The sequence below is a fragment of the Mesorhizobium sp. M0047 genome (assembly GCF_040323315.1).
Lineage (GTDB): Bacteria > Pseudomonadota > Alphaproteobacteria > Rhizobiales > Rhizobiaceae > Mesorhizobium.
Window position 1 is genome coordinate 82,863 of the sequence record NZ_JAMYUW010000014.1, and the last position, 16,221, is coordinate 99,083.

Sequence of the window (16,221 nt, forward strand, 5' to 3'; positions counted from 1 at the left end):
CTGCGTCAGCCGCTTACCCAACGTCATGAATTTGGCAAAGCGCGTTTTGGCCAATCTCGCCACCCTTTACAAGCCCGTTAAGACTGCTTGCCTGTCACGACGCGGTCAGCATGAATTGCCCCTTAACGCACTTTCATGTTTGCTGGGCCTATGTTTCGCCCTCGCCTGCTGCCCGAAAAAAGTTTCCCGAGCTATGCGTATCTGCCCGGCAAATATCCGCATCCGGTGCGTAATCCCTTGGGCCACAGTTACCGATCAGATCCGGTGACCGTCGCCGTTGGCGAAGCGCTCGGCTCAGATGTGTTTCGATGGGGAATCGACCTTTTCAATCACGGCTACTACTGGGAAGCCCATGAAGCCTGGGAGCCTCTCTGGCAGGCTGCGAAACAAAGCGCTCAGCACCGCCTGCTCTTCAAGGGACTGATCCTGTTGGCGGCGGCCGGCGTGAAGATCCGTGAGGGAAAGCGGGCCGCCGCGGCGCGCCATGCGACAAGAGCTGCAGGGCTTTTTCGTCAGGTGGTGAGTCCGGGCGGCCTGTTTGAGAAAGCGCTGGGAATAACACCTGCCGCGCTCGCTGAACATGCCCAAGCGATCGTAGCTTACCCGGTTGTTCTGCGGGAGCCAAAGCCTGCCCAGCCTGAGCCCGTCTTTGATTTCATACTCGCACCAGTATCCGAGAGCGTTTGATCGGCAATTCAGTGGTCCAAGCTAACTTGGTCAGCAGGAAACGGGGCCTTTGAAAACCGCTCACCACCCGCATGCGTCACAAACAATAAGAGTGCAGTATTATAGGCAACTCGCGGCCGCTTCGATGTCGATGGTCTTGAGGGTCGGGGGCTGACCGGTCGCGCTCGTAGCCAATCGATTGATGGCAGAGATGCCGGCCAGGCTTCAATGACGGGGATGGCGAAAAGCTGAGTGCTCGGGCTTGCGGGCCGAGCTTGTCGGCCGCTCGATGGAAAGTGTCATTTGAGGTGGGGTCTCGGCCGCGTGCAGCTGAAAGACACGCTCGTCCAGTTCCTTGTCCACTTCCGTCAGACGATGATTGAGGCGAAGGTAGTCCGTCCAGGTCGGCGTGCGGAACGTTTCTGTCCAATGCATAGGCTTCTGCAGGTTGCGCTGGAGCGTCCAGTTCCGAGCACCGACGCGGCTGTGTACATGACGCCGCTGCCGCATGAGGTCGAGGAAGGCCTCGAGATTTGTCTCGGCTATCAGATATTCGACCTTGACCACGATCGGTCCGCTTCTCGGCTTCAGATTGAGAGCGACAGCTGGGGCATCGAATTCCTCCAGAGGATCGGGCTCGGAGTCGCGGCGCTCGCGAAGAGGAAACAGAACGCCAGCTGCAGCGACGAGCAGCAGGGCTCCAGCGGAACCCTCTAGCGCCCAGGTCAACGAATGGTTTTCGGCCACCGTGCCCCACACCCAGCTGCCGAGCGCGATGCCGCCGTCTATCAAAGCATAGTAGATCGAGATGGTGCGCCCCACGACCCAGCGCGGGCTCGCCAGCTGCACGCTCACACCAACCCCGGACCAGGCGGTCACCCAGCCCGCGCCGCCCAAGGCGAGTGCAATTGCCGCCACGGCAATCGAAGATGTCAGTGCCAGGGAGAGAGAACACGCCGCGCAGGCGACGCAGGAGAGCCTCATCAGCCGCTCCTGCGACAAGCTCCGTCTGAACAGGCTGTTGGAGAGGCCAGCCAAGACGGCACCGGTCCCGAAGCCAGCCATGAGCGCGCCATAGGCAAGCGGGCCTCCTCCCAGCTGGTCGCGGACAACCACCGGCAGCAGCGCGAGTATGGCGATGCTCGCCAGGCCAAAGAGGGTTCCGCGTGCGATCGCAGCCTTGATCTCCGATGACATCGCCGTGAAGCGCAGCCCGTCATAAATGGCCGTCCTCATCGGCTCGCGTGGAAGAGGGGACGAGCGAACCTTCCACTTGCAGCGCCAAATAGTAGCCAAGGGTACGAAATAGGTGAGCGTGGTCACCGCAAATGCCGCCATCAGGCCAAAAGAGGCAACCACAATGCCGCCGAGCGCTGGACCCACAGTCCGGACGGTGTTGAAGCCAACAGAAAGCAGGGTTACGGCAGCCGGAACATCGCGCCGATCCACGATATCGCCAACCGACGCTTGCCAGGCCGGATCATTGAGAGCACCGCCGCTTGCGATCAAGAAGCTGAAGCCGAGGATCATCCACGGACTGACAAAGCCCAGCGCCACGGACGCGGTCAGCATCGCAGAGGCAATCACCATAAGGCAGCGACCGGCGAACATGACCCGGCGCCGGCTGAAATTGTCGGCGAGAACTCCGGCGAACACGGACAAAATGAAAGCGGGCAGGTTCGATGAAGCCTGCACCAGCGCAACCATCAGATCGGAAGTCGAAATCGTTGCCATCAGCCAGCTGATGGCGACAGTCTGCATCAACCAGCCGAGGCTTGAAACCTGCGTCGCGAGCCAGATCGAACGAAAGGTGGGCTGCAGAAGTGGCCCAAAGGTCGTTGGTGCAGCCAAATCTTCGTTTGATCCAGCCACCCTACTCATTTTGCGAACCTTTGCTTTCCGTTATTGTCGTTTCCCATGTAATCTAGGCTGAACCATGGCGGCGGATAGAATAGAGAGGAACTGTTTGCCTCCGACGAGTGCAGCACAGTTTCCTCGGCATTGAGGGTCGCGGCACGCGGGCGTGGGCCGGCTCACTCGCCTTCGAAGATGTCTTGTTAAGGTCGGATTCACTTGTCGCTTAACGCACCAGGCTTCATCAACGCGCACTTTGCCGAGCGATGCCTTTTCGCGAAACGCGACCCTGTTCTTTGTTGAAGACTCATTCATCAGCGGCTTCGATGCGCTGCGTGTGGCTTAGGGAGAGTGAGGACGCTTGCAGATCTTCGACAGGATCGATTCACTGATAGGCGCAGACGATTGCCGGGCCGCGATCGAAGAGGCGCGCGCCTTGCTACTTCGATTCGAACAAAGGTCTGATGCGCTCACGCATGCGATAGACGACTTTCTGCTCGACCTGATAACGCTGGCTTTCATTGTTGAATGTTACGGACGCGGCTTTGAACTTTTGGCGCGAACGCTGGCTCGTAGAAGACTGGCAAAGGTCAGGCTTTTGTCGGAAGGGGTCTATTCCGCCAGAGAGAAATGACGCCCAAAGCTTGTTGCTAACCGGCTATCGCGCCGCGTTCCGCCACAGTGACGAAGGCAATTGACGACGTTCGACCACCAAAAAATAGGCGGAAAACCGGGGCCCTTTATGAGGCAGACTGGGTGTGGATTGTTCCGCGAATCTGAAACTGCGGATCCATTTCGTGGCGTCCGGCCGCCCGCTGTCCTTCATCGCGGCAGTCGCGGCCGCCGCCTCAGATGCCGCCCATGCAGAGGTACTTCATTTCAAGATAGTCTTCGAGGCCGTGGCGGGAACCTTCCCGCCCGATGCCGGACTGTTTGATGCCACCGAAAGGCGCGGCTTCTGAGGACATGCGTCCTGTGTTGATCCCCACCATGCCGTATTCCAGCGCCTCGGCCACACGCCAGACACGCTTCAGGTTCGAAGCGGCGAGGCCGTATATCGTATCGTTGGCCTCACGCACGGCCTGATCAGCATCCTCAAAGCGAATGATCGGCGCCAAGGGTCCAAAGGTCTCTTCTTGCGCCACGATCATTTCCCTTGTGACGCCGCTGAGGACCATAGGCTGGAAAAAGTTGCCATCGCTGCCGATCCGGCCGCCGCCACATCGGATCGCGCCACCTTTGGCCAAGGCATCGGCAATGTGAAGTTCGATCTTGGCCAGTGCGTGCCTGTCGATCAGCGGACCGATGGCGACACCTGGATCGAAGCCGTCGCCGACCTGAAGCTCACGGACACGATCCACGAATTTGTCGACGAATTCGTCATGGACGCCCGACTGGACGTAAAGCCGGTTGGCGGAAACGCAGGTCTGGCCGGCATTGCGAAACTTGGCCTGGATCGCGCCGTCGACGGCAGCATCGATGTCGGCATCATCAAAGACGATGAAAGGCGCATTGCCACCCAACTCGAGACCGACTTTCTTTATCTGGTCCGAGCACTGGCGCATGAGCAATCGGCCGACCTCGGTGGAGCCCGTGAAACTGATCTTGCGGACCTTGGGGTTGGAGCAGAGTTCGCGGCCGACCATATCGCCCTCAGCGGCGTAGATGAGGTTGACGACGCCTTCGGGAAAGCCGGCAAGATGGGCCAGAGCAAACATTGCACCTGCCACCAGGGGCGTCTGTTCAGCAGGTTTGAGCACAATAGTGCAGCCGGCGGCGAGAGCCGGCGAAATCTTGCGCGCAACCATTGAAGCCGGAAAGTTCCAGGGCGTGATCGTACCAACAACGCCGATCGGCTGTTTGATAACCAGCATGCGACGGTCTGTAGAGGGCGCCGAGATCGTCTCACCGTAGATGCGGTTAGCCTCTTCGGCGTACCATTGCAGATACGCGGCCGCATGCGCCACCTCAGACTTCGCTTCGGCTAGCGGCTTGCCCATCTCCGCAGTGAGAATCGCAGCGAGATCGTCGGTGTGGTCGACGATCAGTTGATGCCAGCGCCAGAGAATGTCGCTTCGTTCGCGCGCTGTCAGTGCAGCCCATTCAGGCTGCGCCACGTAAGCTTTGTCAATCGCCGTGCGCGTCTCCTCAACACCCATGTCGGGCAATTCCGCCAGCACCTCGCCGGTCGAAGGGTTTGATACCTCGAAGGTCCGCTCACTTGCTGGGGTGCCAAGAGCCGGCACCCGTTCAATGGCTCCGAACAGCTCGCGCGACTTCAGGTGGCGAAGCAGTGGCTCGTACAGGGGCAACGCGTATCTCCTCGATGCGGTTAACGCGACGTATTTGGGTTTATTCGCGCGCCTCAGCTTCGCATAGGGCCTCGGTGAAGTGCCACTAGACCCACTCGATTCCACTCTATACAGGCATCGAAACCACGCAGACAAAGTGAGCCTGCCGCGCGGTCAAATACTCCAACTGATCGTTACGGCCAAACCGCTCAAGGTTGGATTGTGTGAGCTGAAGCTGCCACAGGGCTCAGTTCGCACCGCAGGGCTATCCCTGATCTACGATCTTGCTTTGACGATAAGAGCGTTCCTTGCGGACCATATCGTACGATTCGATGTAGGCCATCCCAAGAAGGTATCCCAGCAAGTGCAGTTTGTGAGAGGCTGCCACCAGATGCAGTTCTTTGAGATTGGCACTGATGAAGGCAAGTGCCTCGCCACGGTTGGTAACCGGTCCCTTCTTTTTCATAGCACGAACCCTGCTGCCACAATTGACCCCACCTTGATTGAACCTGCTCTCATCAATTCAGATGCTTTCCGACGCACGCTTCGACCGGCATATCCATGCCGATGTCGAGGATCGGCGCGCTGTGCGTAAGCCAGCCAACAGAAATGAGGTCGACCCCCGTTGCCGCTATGGCTGGTGCCGTTGCCGGCGTTATGCGCCCCGAGGCCTCGGTGGTCGCGCGGCCGTCGACCATTGCGACCGCCCGGGTGAGTTGCTTGACCGACATATTGTCCAGCAAGATGGCGTCGACCCCGGCGGCTAGCGCGATCTCGAGCTGGTCCAGTGTGTCGACCTCGACTTCAACTTTGACCATATGCCCAACGGCGGCGCGCGCGCGCTCAATGGCCGTGCGGATGTCGCCGGCAATGGCGATGTGATTGTCCTTGATGAGTACCGCATCATCGAGCCCGAAGCGGTGGTTGGCGCCGCCGCCGGCGCGCACGGCGTATTTTTCCAGCGCGCGCAGTCCGGGCGTTGTCTTTCGCGTGCACACGATCCTTGCTTTCTGTCCACGCACCGCCTCGACGATCTCGGCCGTTGCCGTCGCAATGCCGCTGAGATGACAGAGAAAATTGAGCGCTGTACGCTCGGCCGCAAGCATGCCACGCGCCGGTCCACTCACCGTTGCAATGGTCTCACCCGCCGCGACCCTGCTGCCGTCCAGGCGTCCAAAATTTATGTCGATCGACGGATCAACAAGCATGAAAGCGTAGGCTACCAGATCAAGCCCAGCGAGAACGCCACACTGCCGTGCTCTGAACGCAAAGGTGGCCCTGCAGTCAAAAGGCACAATCGCGTCGCTGGTAAGATCGCCGGCTTTGCCGAGATCCTCAAGAAGAGCGCTACGCACGATCGGTTCGATTACGATACCCGGAAGAGGTGGAGGTGACGTCATCAGGCACTCCTTTCCGCGGGCCGCAGACTAAGTTCGGCCCCAACCGTCATTGCTGAGGCGAGGGTCAAGCGCGAAGACCGGGCCTGGGCGCTGCGTGCGGGGAAGTCCGACCTGTAGTGCGAACCGCGGCTTTCCTCGCGCCGAAGCGCTGCAATAGCGATCATCAGCGCGATCAAGGCGGGATCGGAAGCGGCAGTGTTGCGAACCGCGATCGGCAGCAGCGTTTCCACGGTGTCGGATAGAGCTTGCCCGTCCCGTATAACACCGAGCCCATTCGAGACCACGTGGCGAACGGAGGAGGGGTCGGGCCGCGGGGGTGCCGTCGCGACAAGCCTTGGCCACTGCCAGCCTGCAGGAGCGGCAGCTACGCTTTGGGCGACCCATAACGAGGTCGTCACGGCCTCGGTCAGCGAGTTGCTGGCAAGCCGGTTCGCCCCGTGCAGACCGGTGCAGGCAACCTCACCGCAAGCCCACAAACCCGGCACCGTGCTGCGGCCCGCAGCATCCACGGTCACCCCGCCCATGTGATAGTGTGCCGCCGGACGTACCGGGATCGGCTCAAGGGCAGGGTCGATCCCGGCATCGCGGCAAAGCCGGGCAACAGCCGGGAAGCGCTTGGCGAATCTGGGGCCAAGGGACTGCCGGGCGTCAAGGTAGACACGATGTCCGGTGCCAAGCTGCTGCCACACGGCACGCGCCACCACATCGCGGGATGCGAGTTCGCCGCCAGGCGTATTGGACAGAAAGCGGTGCCCACGCTCATTGATCAGGACTGCGCCTTCGCCGCGGACCGCTTCGCTCACCAACGGCATGGGCCGGTTCGAAACGTCGAGCGCGGTCGGGTGGAACTGGATGAATTCCAGATTGCCGAGTTCCGCACCGGCGTATGCGGCGAGCGCCAGGCCGTGCCCGAACGAGCCGGCCGGATTGGTCGTGTCTCTGAACAGGGCGCCGATACCGCCGGTCGCAAGCACCACCCGGCGCGTCGGCAAGGCAATCGCCTGTGCGCTTTTTGCCGCCAGCACGCCGCTGACCGCACCATTTTCCACAATGAGCCGGCGGGCTTCCATGCCTTCCAGAATTGTGATCGAAGGCGTTCGCCTCACAGCAATGACGAGCGCGCGTACAAGCTCGCGGCCCGTAGAGTCACCCCCGGCATGGACGATCCGGCGACGGGAATGCGCTGCCTCGAGCCCGAGCCGCAGTGTCCCGTCGGACGTGCAGTCGAAGGCGACGCCCAGGTCCATCAAATTCTCAATGGCTCGGTCCGCCGCATTCAAAATACGTCTGACCACACTCTCGTCGCAGAGGCCATCACCTGCAGCAAGCGTGTCTGCAAGATGCAGGTCTGGACTGTCGTCAGCGCCGAGGCTTGCCGCCAGCCCGCCTTGCGCGAGTGTGCTGGAGGCTTCGGTCCCGAGCCGCGTCGGGGACAGAAGGTAAACGGGATGCGGCGCCAGATGAAGCGCGGTCATCAGCCCGGCAACGCCAGCGCCGATGATCACAGGCGCTCCCCTGATGTCGCCGACCTCTGGCGTCATACGGCAAGCATCCGCTCGACAGCGCGCCGGGCCCGATCCACGACTGGAGGATCGATGGTGACGACGTGGCGGGTTTCTTCCAGCGCCGTGCGAATGTTTGCGAGCGTGATACGCTTCATGTGCGGACAGAGATTGCAGGGCCGCACGAACTCGACGTCGGGGTGCTCGATCGCGACGTTGTCGCTCATTGAGCATTCGGTCATCAACACGACGCGCGCAGGCTTATGCCGTCCGACATAGTCTGACATCGCCGCCGTAGAGCCAGCGAAATCCGCAACCGCGACAACTTCCGGCGGGCATTCGGGATGGGCAAGCACGGTAACGCCAGGATAGGCATCGCGCAGCTCGCGAATGTCGGCTGGCGTGAAGCGCTCATGCACTTCGCAATGGCCGTTCCAGGCGATGATCTCGACCGAAGTCTGTGCCGCGATATTCCTGGCCAGGTATTCGTCGGGCAGCATGATCACCCGCTCAACGCCAAGCGACTCCACCACAGCCAAAGCGTTGCCGGAGGTGCAGCAGATGTCCGACTCGGCCTTCACGGCAGCGGACGTGTTGACGTAGGTCACGACCGGCACGCCAGGATAGCGTTGCCGCATCAGCCGCACATCGTTCGCCGCGATCGAGTCAGCCAGCGAGCAGCCTGCGCCGAGATCCGGAATGAGCACCGTCTTGTCCGGATTGAGGAGCTTCGCCGTCTCAGCCATGAAATGCACGCCGGCCAGCACGATGATGTCCGCATCGACCGTCATTGCCTTGCGGGCCAGCGCCAGGCTGTCGCCGACGATATCGGCGACGCAGTGGAAGATCTCCGGTGTTTGATAGTTGTGGGCCAGGATGACGGCGTTGCGCTCGCGCTTGAGCTCGAGAATAGCCTCGATGTCGTCGCTGAAAGCTACCCATTCCACTGGGGGGATGATGCGCTGGACACGCTGATACAGGGACGCGGCCGAAGGTAGCGTGCCACTCACCGGCGCCTCCCGTTTATAATCCATTCGACTATAAGGGGAATATATCTACGTCGACTATAAGCGTGTCAACCCCGGGCCAGCGGCAATTTTGTCCCCGCCACGGCTGTTTCGTCCAGCACGGCATGGCGGAACTGATAGAGCTTGGCCGGGCGCCCGCCGGTATCCAGGGACGTCTCGCCAGTCTCTTCGACCAGCTCTTGCTGCTCGATCAATCGGCGAAAGTTGGGCTTGTTGATCAGCCGGCCTGCCAGGGCTTCCACGGTCCGTTGCAGCTGCAGCAGCGTGAACACAGGAGACATCAGCTCGAAGACAACTGGCCGGTATTTGATCTTCGAGCGCAAGCGCGCAAGGCCGGTCGCCAGGATGCGGCGATGGTCGGCAACCATCGTTGTCCCGGCTGTTGAGTCGGATGCGATCGACCGTTCGTCGCGAGTGGCCTCTGCCACCAGACCCGCCTCGTAAAGCAGCTCATAGCGCTGGAGCGCCAACTCTTCATTCCAGGGCCGGTCCTCGAACGCGAAAGCAATGGCAGCCCGCCGCCGCCGCTCACTGCGCGTCGCATTTTGCTCGGCATCGGCCGCCCAGGCAAGCAGACGCGGCTTCAGAACATCCGCAATCAGTTTCGGCACTCCGAGGCGGTGGTCCTCCCAGGGAAAATAATTGTACCAGCTCCGCCAGGCGCAGGCGGATGCGCCGGTGGCATGTTCTTTCCGGGTCAAAGCGAGATAGCTGATGGAAATGACGCGCTGCTGACGCCCGTCGGCGCGGTCGCCATCAGCGAACGTATAGAGCTGCTCAATATAGCCGAGGGGGTGACCAGTCTGCCTCTCGACCCACGCCCTTAGACCTGACTGCAGCGATCGATGCTCCAGCGCGAACGGCCCCGAGGGCAGGCAATCCCCCTCCCCGATGGTGAGGACCGCTGGTTCACCGTCATTGACGGACACGACAACGGCAATCAGCTCCGCTTCGACTTGCTTGGCCTTTGCGGCGGCCCTACCGTTGCGTGTTGCTTTTGGGCGGTCGTCCATGGTTGCCTGGGTTGGGCAGAGTTCCGTGAGAAGCATCTCAATCGATTTAACCAGCGTGTAGCAGCCGCTTTAGCCTGTCAACACCACACTCTCCGTAAAGGCCTAGACCTTCGGTCTACACGAAGAGTGTCGCAAACGCGAAGCCGCTCGGCAGTGACGCAAGGGAGTGGACTGGGCGCGAGATTAAGAGCCCCGCTTTCAGACCCGTGCTCATTCGAAGCGGCGTCGCAGCTTGCGGAATAAATAGTCAGCAAATCATTGTGCACTGCAATTTCTTCTTCGCATCTGCACAAATTTGTGGCAGATGGCTCCGGGTTGACGTTAGGTGAGGGAAGTCGGTGAGTGCAGCGCGAGCAATCAGGGCCTTGACCCCACCGGACATTGCGGCACGCAAGGGTAGGACGCCGCTGGTCTGTCTGACTGCCTATACAACGCCCATTGCACAACTGGTCGATGCTCACTGCGATGTCGTGCTTGTCGGTGACAGCGTCGGCATGGTGCTTCACGGCCTGCCTTCGACGCTCGGCGTCACGCTCGAAATGATGATCCTGCACGGCCAGGCGGTGCGGCGGGGCCTCGAACGGGCGCTGATGGTCGTCGACATGCCGTTCGGCTCCTATGAGGAAAGTCCTGGGCAGGCCTTTGACAATGCCGCCCGCGTGATGGCGCAAACCGGCTGCGCGGCGGTCAAGCTCGAAGGCGGCGAAAGCATGGCCGCGACGATACGCTTCCTTGCTGCGCGCGGCGTGCCGGTGATGGCTCATGTGGGGCTGACGCCGCAGGCGGTGAATGCACTCGGCGGCTACCGCGTCCAGGGGCGGGGCGACGATGCTGACCGCATCCAGCGTGACGCGGTCGCGGTCGCCGAAGCAGGCGCCTTCGCGGTGGTGCTGGAGAAGACACCTGAAGCCCTCGCGCTGCGGATCACGCAGGAGATTGCAATCCCGACCATCGGCATTGGCGCCTCGCCGGCCTGCGACGGCCAGATCCTCGTCGTTGACGATATGCTGGGCCTCTTCGGCGCCTTTCTTCCAAAATTCGTCAAGCGATACGCCGAACTGGGCGAGGCGGCTTCCGCGGCAGTCTCGGCCTACTCCCAGGACGTTCGTGAGCGCCGCTTTCCAGCGGCAGAACACGTGTTCGGGGACGAGCCGAAGACCTGAAAAAGAGGAGATCCAACGTGGGCATTCCCATTCTTCGGACAGTTGCTGAACTGCGCAGCATAGTAGCCGTGTGGCGCCGGGATGGTTTTAAGGTGGCGGTCGTACCGACCATGGGCGCTCTCCACGAGGGTCATCTCAGCCTTGTGCGAGCCGCGCTCGCAAAGGCCGACCGGGTGATCGTCACGCTCTTTGTCAATCCGAAGCAGTTCAACAGTCCTGCGGATCTCATTGCTTATCCGCGCACCGAATATGACGATGCCGTCAAACTGGCGCCGCTCGGCGCCCACATCCTTTACGCGCCGGATGCGGCGGATGTGTATCCGCAAGGCTTTGCCACGACGGTTTCGGTGAGCGTGCTGAGCGAAGGCCTTTGCGGCGCATTCCGGCCCGGTCATTTCGACGGGGTGGCGACCGTCGTCACCAAGCTTTTTCTCCAGACCGGTGCCGATATGGCATTCTTTGGCGAAAAGGATTTCCAGCAACTGCATGTGGTGCGCCGGCTTGTGTGCGATCTCGACATCCCGATCGACATCATCGCATGCCCGACGATGCGCGAAGACGATGGCTTGGCGATGTCGTCGCGCAACGCGCGGCTGTCTGCCGCCGAACGAAAAGCAGCACCCCGCCTGGCCGGTATCCTGTTCGAGACAGCGCGACGGCTGGACCGCGACCGCTGCATCGATCGTGTGCTCGATGAAGCACGCCAGGCCATCCTTGCTGCAGGCTTTTCGCGGGTCGAGTATCTTGAGCTGCGCACGGGCGAGGACCTGGCTGTCATCGCCATCCCCAACCGACCGGCGCGACTGCTCGTCGCCGCCTGGCTTGGCCAGACGCGGCTGATCGACAATGTCGAGGTGTGGTCGCCACGAGGCAGGGTCGAAGGTTTCGTGGAGGCCGCGGCCGCCGCGTAAGCATCCTTTTTTGCTCGAGGCACAATAGGAGCGCCTGCAAGCTGGTCACGAACAGAATACCCTAGCAGCCACCGGCGGAACGATCTTACGCACCACGCGGGGTCTGACTAGCTGCGCCCTTGAAGTAGGCACCCACCACCAGAGCGTCTCGCTGCAAAACAGGCCGCACCGTTGATTGGTTGGTGTAATCCAGAAAGCCGACTACATGCGGCAATCAGTGACCGCCGCGGGGGGCTTCCCTGATCCGAATTGCCCGTGAGTTTTTTGGGATCGCGGCCAAGTCGATCAGGGTGTCCCAGCGGCGAGCCGTGAAAAGTCAAAGGCATTCACATAATCGCGAAATGCCACTTGCGCCTTGGAGTGGTTCTTCAGGTGCGGGAAAATGAGCATCATTTCATAGGGTGGGATTTCCCAGCCCGGGAATAATTCTACGAGCCGGCCGACGGCCACGGACGGCTGGCACACATAAGCGGGCAGGAGTGCAACCCCGTTTCCGGCGATGCAGGATTGCAATAGGAATCCCATTGAATCCGAGGTCGCGGCAGGCGGTGGCCGTAGAACGAGCGGTGTGTCGTCCGACGAGAATACCCATTCGGGTTGCGCATCATGCACCAGACAGCGCCGCCGGAGCAGATCGGTCGGTTCCCGAAGAGGAACGCCACTTGCCAGAAATGCTGGCGCGGCCACAAGCACCCGTTTTATGGAGGAGATACGCCGAATGATTATGTCCTGACCTGTGGTTGTGCCAACGCGAAAGGCGAAATCAACCCGCTCGCGGACGATGTTGAGATGCCGGTTTGTGGCGATCAACTCGATGGCGATGCCGGGAAACTGGGTAGTAAATCCGTGTAGAAAGCTCGGCATGAAATACGTGGCGGTCACCTCCGGGCAGGTGATCTTCAGCTTCCCGACAGGCTGTTCCCTCAGATTGGTCATCGCCATATTCGCGGCCGAAACCTCTGCACGAACGCGACGGCAGTATTCGAGATAGACTTGACCGCTGCCGGTGAGGCTTACGTGCCGGGTGGAACGATTGAGGAGCCGCAGTCCCAAACGTGCCTCCAGCTGGGCGATACGCTGGCTGACCGTAGACTTAGGCATCCCAATCCGCTCCCCGGCGCGCGTAAAGCTGCCCGTTTCAGCGACTTCGGCCAGAAGTATCATGTCGTCCACGCTATCCAAGCGACGCATCCCTGTTGGTGTTCTTGGCGATTGTACAATGACACGGACAGTATGTCCGTACGATCGGAATTGTTGGAACGCTCTCGGCTGGGTAGCGTGGAAGTGGTAGCGAAAACGGAATGTGGACATGTCGATCCGTCAGACGACCATCGGGACCGACAGAGTAGGCATGGCCGTGGCGGCGATGATCTTGACTGATCTGACGCTTTCGATCGCAGATGCGATCATCAAGATCACGATCTCGGACATGCCACTGTCGCAATTCATCTTCTCGCGGTCCTGCGTCACCGTCCCCTTGTTGATCTTTATGATGAAATGGAGGTTGCCTCGGGTATCGCTGAGCCCAGCTCGACCTGGCTGGGCCACGGTTCGAAGCAGCCTGCTTCTGTCCAGTCTGCTGATCTACTACGCTTCGCTTTCGCGCCTCGATTTCTCGATAGCGGCCGCAGTCTACTATACGATCCCGCTGTTCATTGCCCTATTTTCGGCCCTCTGGGTCCGCGAGCCTGTCGGCCTGCAAGGTTGGCTCGGAGTTGCGCTCGGGTTTGTAGGGGTACTGCTCATGCTGAAGCCGCAGGCCGGCGACATCAGTATCCACACCCTCATGCCCCTGGCTGCTGCCATTCTCTATGCCCTGGCGATGGTGCTGACGCGGACCAGGACCCGTGCTGAAAACCCGTTCGTTCTGGCGCTCACATTCAATCTGATCGCGATCATTGTGGCAGGTGGGGCAAGCCTGGCGGCAATAATTGCGGGCAGCGATGGCGGGCAGAGTCTGATGATAGGCGAGTGGGTACCGATGGGCTGGAGCCAATGGGGGCTGATGGTGCTGCTAAGTATCACAATGTTGATCGGCAGCGTCGGCACTGCTGTCGCGTACCAGTGGGCACCGTCGGCCATAATCTCAACCTGCGACTTTTCCTATCTGGCATTTGCGGTGTTGTGGGGCGTCCTGCTGTTCTCGGAACGTCTGGACGGCGCTTCCATGCTCGGCATAGGTCTCATCGCACTCGCCGGCATCATCGTCATTCGACATTAGCCGGACTGGAGCACCCAGTTCAGCGATCTTCGGTTGGAACGGTCGCTGCTGGCACCGCTGCACCTGCACCGACGACGGTGCAACGAACGCGGCCGGGGTGCGCCCAAGCCAGACTCACACTTGATTGCAGGCATCCCGCGAAAATCGCCTGAAGCAGGGTTTGAAGCACCGCGATTTCTTGACGCTAATCGCAAGCGCGTGTTCGGCATACGAGGCGGCAGATTGTCTAGCGCGTTCTTAAGCAGGCTCGGCCGCGCCCCACCTTCCCGGCAAATGTGCGGCTGGTTCGAAACGACCGTCGAGGAACAATTTCCATGAGTCTGGAACAGCATTCTGCCAAATGAAAAGATCTCATCGGCCACACACCGAATGCCCAAGAAATAGCCTTGCGCTGCATGACTTGAATGCGCTTATGGTGCCAGTCCTCCAATGGCCTTCCGGGCCGAGGCGTTACTAACACAAGACAGATTGAGGGAGGCTCAGCCTCATGAGCAGGGTGGCGCGCGAAGATGCGACTTCGACTTCGTCGCCGACGTTTGCGCCGCTCGAGAACCCAACCTTCCGGTCGATCTGGCTAGTCACGCAGGTCTCAAGCCTTGGATGGCTGATGCAAACCGTTGCCGTCAGTTGGCTGATGGCGACGATCTCGAACTCGGACGTGATGGTCGCCTTGGTGCAGGCGTCGACGACGTTTCCGATATTCATCCTGTCGATCTTCGCTGGCGCCCTTGCGGACAATTTCAGCCGCCGCAGCCTGATGTTTGCCGGCTGGTCGGTAATAGCTTTGTCCTCAGCGATGCTGGCCATTCTTGCAGGTCTTGGAATTCTCGACCCGTGGACGGTTCTTGCATTCAGCTGCCTGGCCGGCGTCGGCGCCGCTTTTACCGATCCCGCATGGCATGCTTCGGTCGGTGACATTTTGCGAAAGCGCGAGGTCCCAGCGGCGGTGACGCTCATCTCAGTTGGATACAACGCAGTTAGAAGCGTCGGCCCAGCATTTGGCGGCATCGTCGTCGCTACATTTGGGCCTCTGACCGCCTTTGTTGTGGCGACTCTGACCTACTTGGCGCTGCTGTGGACCATCGGACGCAGGAAGTGGGATGTTCGCGCCTCACCGCTCCCGCGCGAGCCGTTGACCACGGCCATCCATGACGGTGCGCGCTTCACGGCCCTTTCCACAGAGATCAAAGCGGCGATTGCGCGTGGCACGCTCTTCGGCCTGACCAGCATTTCCATACTCGCGCTGCTGCCTCTTGTTGCTCGCGACCAGCTAGGCGGTGGGCCGATCGCTTATGGCGTCCTGATGGCGGGCTTTGGAACAGGCGCCTTAGGCGTCGGCATCTGTAACAATATGTTGAGACGATCGCTGTCCCAGGAACGGCTGACCACTCTTGCATCGATTGCCTGTGCGGCGTGTTGCCTCTCTCTCGCCTTCACTTCTTCAGTGACCGTCGCGGCCATCGCGTTGGCACTCGGGGGCGCAGGTTGGGTAGTCACCTGGACAGGGCTTGACGTCAGCGTTCAGTTGTCAAGCCCCAGGTGGGTCGTTGGCCGCACGCTCTCGATCTACTATGCCTTGTCGTCAGGCGGCATGACAGCCGGCAGCTGGCTGTGGGGCACGGTAGCGGAGAATTATTCGCTGGCCACAGCGTTGGAAATATCCGCGGCTGCCTTGGTGGTGGTCGCTGCTTCCGGCCTTCTGCTGCCGATCCGGCAATGGCAAGACGCCGATCATGATCCCTTTGGCTTCGAAACCCCGAAGCTCGCACTCGAATTGAAACCGAGAAGCGGGCCAATTGTCGTCAAGATCGAGTACGCAATAGCGGAGACAAATGTCGAGGCGTTCTTGGGCTGGATGCAGGAACGACGACGGGTACAAAGCCGTGCCGGCGCCCGGCATTGGCATCTGCAGCGCGATCTTCAAGATCCATCGCTTTGGACCGAGACTTTCCGCACGCCGACGTGGATGGACTATTTGCGCCTAAACCACCGGCTCACGACTGCCGACCAGGCGTTGGACCGGCAACTGCTTGAATTGAACATGGGCGGTGCTCCGCCTCATGCCAAGCTTTCGATTGAGAGACCGACGGGGGCGGCCCGCAGGCGAGATCAAGCCACGGGCTTCTTCTCGCGGTTATGATCACAGGCTCGTCAATGGTCGAAAAAGGAAGC

Annotated in this window: 14 protein-coding genes; 6 read left to right on the forward strand and 8 right to left on the reverse strand. The window is 60.6% G+C overall.

Annotated elements, in window-relative coordinates:
* The first annotated feature begins 150 nt into the window (after positions 1 to 150).
* Entirely contained in the window at positions 151 to 687 is a 537-nt protein-coding gene (locus NKJ89_RS15965; protein WP_352603750.1) for a DUF309 domain-containing protein, read from the forward strand.
* Positions 688 to 891: 204 nt separating this feature from the next.
* On the opposite strand, the gene NKJ89_RS15970 is transcribed toward NKJ89_RS15965, so the two are convergent.
* Entirely contained in the window at positions 892 to 2,547 is a 1,656-nt protein-coding gene (locus NKJ89_RS15970; protein ID WP_352603752.1) for an MFS transporter, read from the reverse strand.
* Between the two features lie 334 nt (positions 2,548 to 2,881).
* On the opposite strand from NKJ89_RS15970, the gene NKJ89_RS15975 reads away from it, so the two are divergent.
* Positions 2,882 to 3,154: a hypothetical protein gene (locus tag NKJ89_RS15975; RefSeq protein ID WP_352603754.1), complete on the forward strand. Its 273-nt coding sequence runs from the start codon at positions 2,882 to 2,884 to the stop codon at positions 3,152 to 3,154.
* Positions 3,155 to 3,368: 214 nt separating this feature from the next.
* Here the strand turns inward: NKJ89_RS15975 and NKJ89_RS15980 are convergent, their stop codons facing one another.
* From NKJ89_RS15980 to NKJ89_RS16005, 6 genes are all read right to left on the reverse strand, one after another.
* Positions 3,369 to 4,832 carry an NAD-dependent succinate-semialdehyde dehydrogenase gene (locus tag NKJ89_RS15980; protein WP_352603909.1) on the reverse strand — a complete coding sequence of 488 codons (1,464 nt, stop codon included), beginning with the start codon at positions 4,830 to 4,832 and terminating at the stop codon, positions 3,369 to 3,371.
* Between the two features lie 244 nt (positions 4,833 to 5,076).
* Entirely contained in the window at positions 5,077 to 5,277 is a 201-nt protein-coding gene (locus NKJ89_RS15985) for a hypothetical protein (RefSeq protein WP_352603756.1), read from the reverse strand.
* Positions 5,278 to 5,329: 52 nt separating this feature from the next.
* Positions 5,330 to 6,211 carry a carboxylating nicotinate-nucleotide diphosphorylase gene (gene nadC / locus NKJ89_RS15990; RefSeq protein ID WP_352603758.1) on the reverse strand — a complete coding sequence of 294 codons (882 nt, stop codon included), beginning with the start codon at positions 6,209 to 6,211 and terminating at the stop codon, positions 5,330 to 5,332.
* Positions 6,211 to 7,752, reverse strand: coding sequence for an L-aspartate oxidase (locus NKJ89_RS15995; RefSeq protein WP_352603760.1), 1,542 nt, complete (start codon positions 7,750 to 7,752; stop codon positions 6,211 to 6,213). Before NKJ89_RS15995 ends, nadC begins: the two co-directional genes overlap by 1 nt.
* Positions 7,749 to 8,723 (reverse strand): quinolinate synthase NadA, encoded by a 975-nt coding sequence (nadA, locus tag NKJ89_RS16000; protein ID WP_352603762.1) that lies wholly within the window; start codon positions 8,721 to 8,723, stop codon positions 7,749 to 7,751. Before nadA ends, NKJ89_RS15995 begins: the two co-directional genes overlap by 4 nt.
* 65 nt (positions 8,724 to 8,788) lie before the next feature.
* Positions 8,789 to 9,754, reverse strand: a complete 966-nt coding sequence (locus NKJ89_RS16005; protein WP_352603764.1) for an NUDIX hydrolase — start codon at positions 9,752 to 9,754, stop codon at positions 8,789 to 8,791.
* A 356-nt stretch (positions 9,755 to 10,110) separates the two neighbouring features.
* On the opposite strand from NKJ89_RS16005, the gene panB reads away from it, so the two are divergent.
* Together panB and panC are read left to right on the forward strand one after the other, a co-directional pair.
* A complete protein-coding gene (panB, locus tag NKJ89_RS16010) occupies positions 10,111 to 10,917 on the forward strand; it encodes a 3-methyl-2-oxobutanoate hydroxymethyltransferase (protein ID WP_502904137.1) in 807 nt (268 codons plus the stop codon).
* A 17-nt stretch (positions 10,918 to 10,934) separates the two neighbouring features.
* On the forward strand, positions 10,935 to 11,828 hold the full coding sequence (gene panC, locus NKJ89_RS16015) for a pantoate--beta-alanine ligase (protein ID WP_352603768.1): 894 nt from the start codon (positions 10,935 to 10,937) through the stop codon (positions 11,826 to 11,828).
* 285 nt (positions 11,829 to 12,113) lie between these two features.
* Here the strand turns inward: panC and NKJ89_RS16020 are convergent, their stop codons facing one another.
* Positions 12,114 to 13,001, reverse strand: coding sequence for a LysR family transcriptional regulator (locus NKJ89_RS16020; protein ID WP_352603911.1), 888 nt, complete (start codon positions 12,999 to 13,001; stop codon positions 12,114 to 12,116).
* A 136-nt stretch (positions 13,002 to 13,137) separates the two neighbouring features.
* On the opposite strand from NKJ89_RS16020, the gene NKJ89_RS16025 reads away from it, so the two are divergent.
* Positions 13,138 to 14,049, forward strand: coding sequence for a DMT family transporter (locus tag NKJ89_RS16025; protein WP_352603913.1), 912 nt, complete (start codon positions 13,138 to 13,140; stop codon positions 14,047 to 14,049).
* Between the two features lie 487 nt (positions 14,050 to 14,536).
* On the forward strand, positions 14,537 to 16,189 hold the full coding sequence (locus NKJ89_RS16030; RefSeq protein WP_352603770.1) for an MFS transporter: 1,653 nt from the start codon (positions 14,537 to 14,539) through the stop codon (positions 16,187 to 16,189).
* The last annotated feature ends 32 nt before the right edge of the window (positions 16,190 to 16,221 follow it).

Excerpts from the sequence above, each read along its gene's own strand:
- NKJ89_RS15965 (WP_352603750.1), top strand. The coding sequence starts at position 151 with ATGTTTCGCCCTCGCCTGCTGCCCGAAAAAAGTTTCCCGAGCTATGCG.
- NKJ89_RS15970 (WP_352603752.1), bottom strand. The coding sequence starts at position 2,547 with ATGAGTAGGGTGGCTGGATCAAACGAAGATTTGGCTGCACCAACGACC.
- NKJ89_RS15985 (WP_352603756.1), bottom strand. The coding sequence starts at position 5,277 with ATGAAAAAGAAGGGACCGGTTACCAACCGTGGCGAGGCACTTGCCTTC.
- nadC (WP_352603758.1), bottom strand. The coding sequence starts at position 6,211 with ATGACGTCACCTCCACCTCTTCCGGGTATCGTAATCGAACCGATCGTG.
- NKJ89_RS15995 (WP_352603760.1), bottom strand. The coding sequence starts at position 7,752 with ATGACGCCAGAGGTCGGCGACATCAGGGGAGCGCCTGTGATCATCGGC.
- NKJ89_RS16005 (WP_352603764.1), bottom strand. The coding sequence starts at position 9,754 with ATGGACGACCGCCCAAAAGCAACACGCAACGGTAGGGCCGCCGCAAAG.
- NKJ89_RS16025 (WP_352603913.1), top strand. The coding sequence starts at position 13,138 with ATGTCGATCCGTCAGACGACCATCGGGACCGACAGAGTAGGCATGGCC.
- NKJ89_RS16030 (WP_352603770.1), top strand. The coding sequence starts at position 14,537 with ATGAGCAGGGTGGCGCGCGAAGATGCGACTTCGACTTCGTCGCCGACG.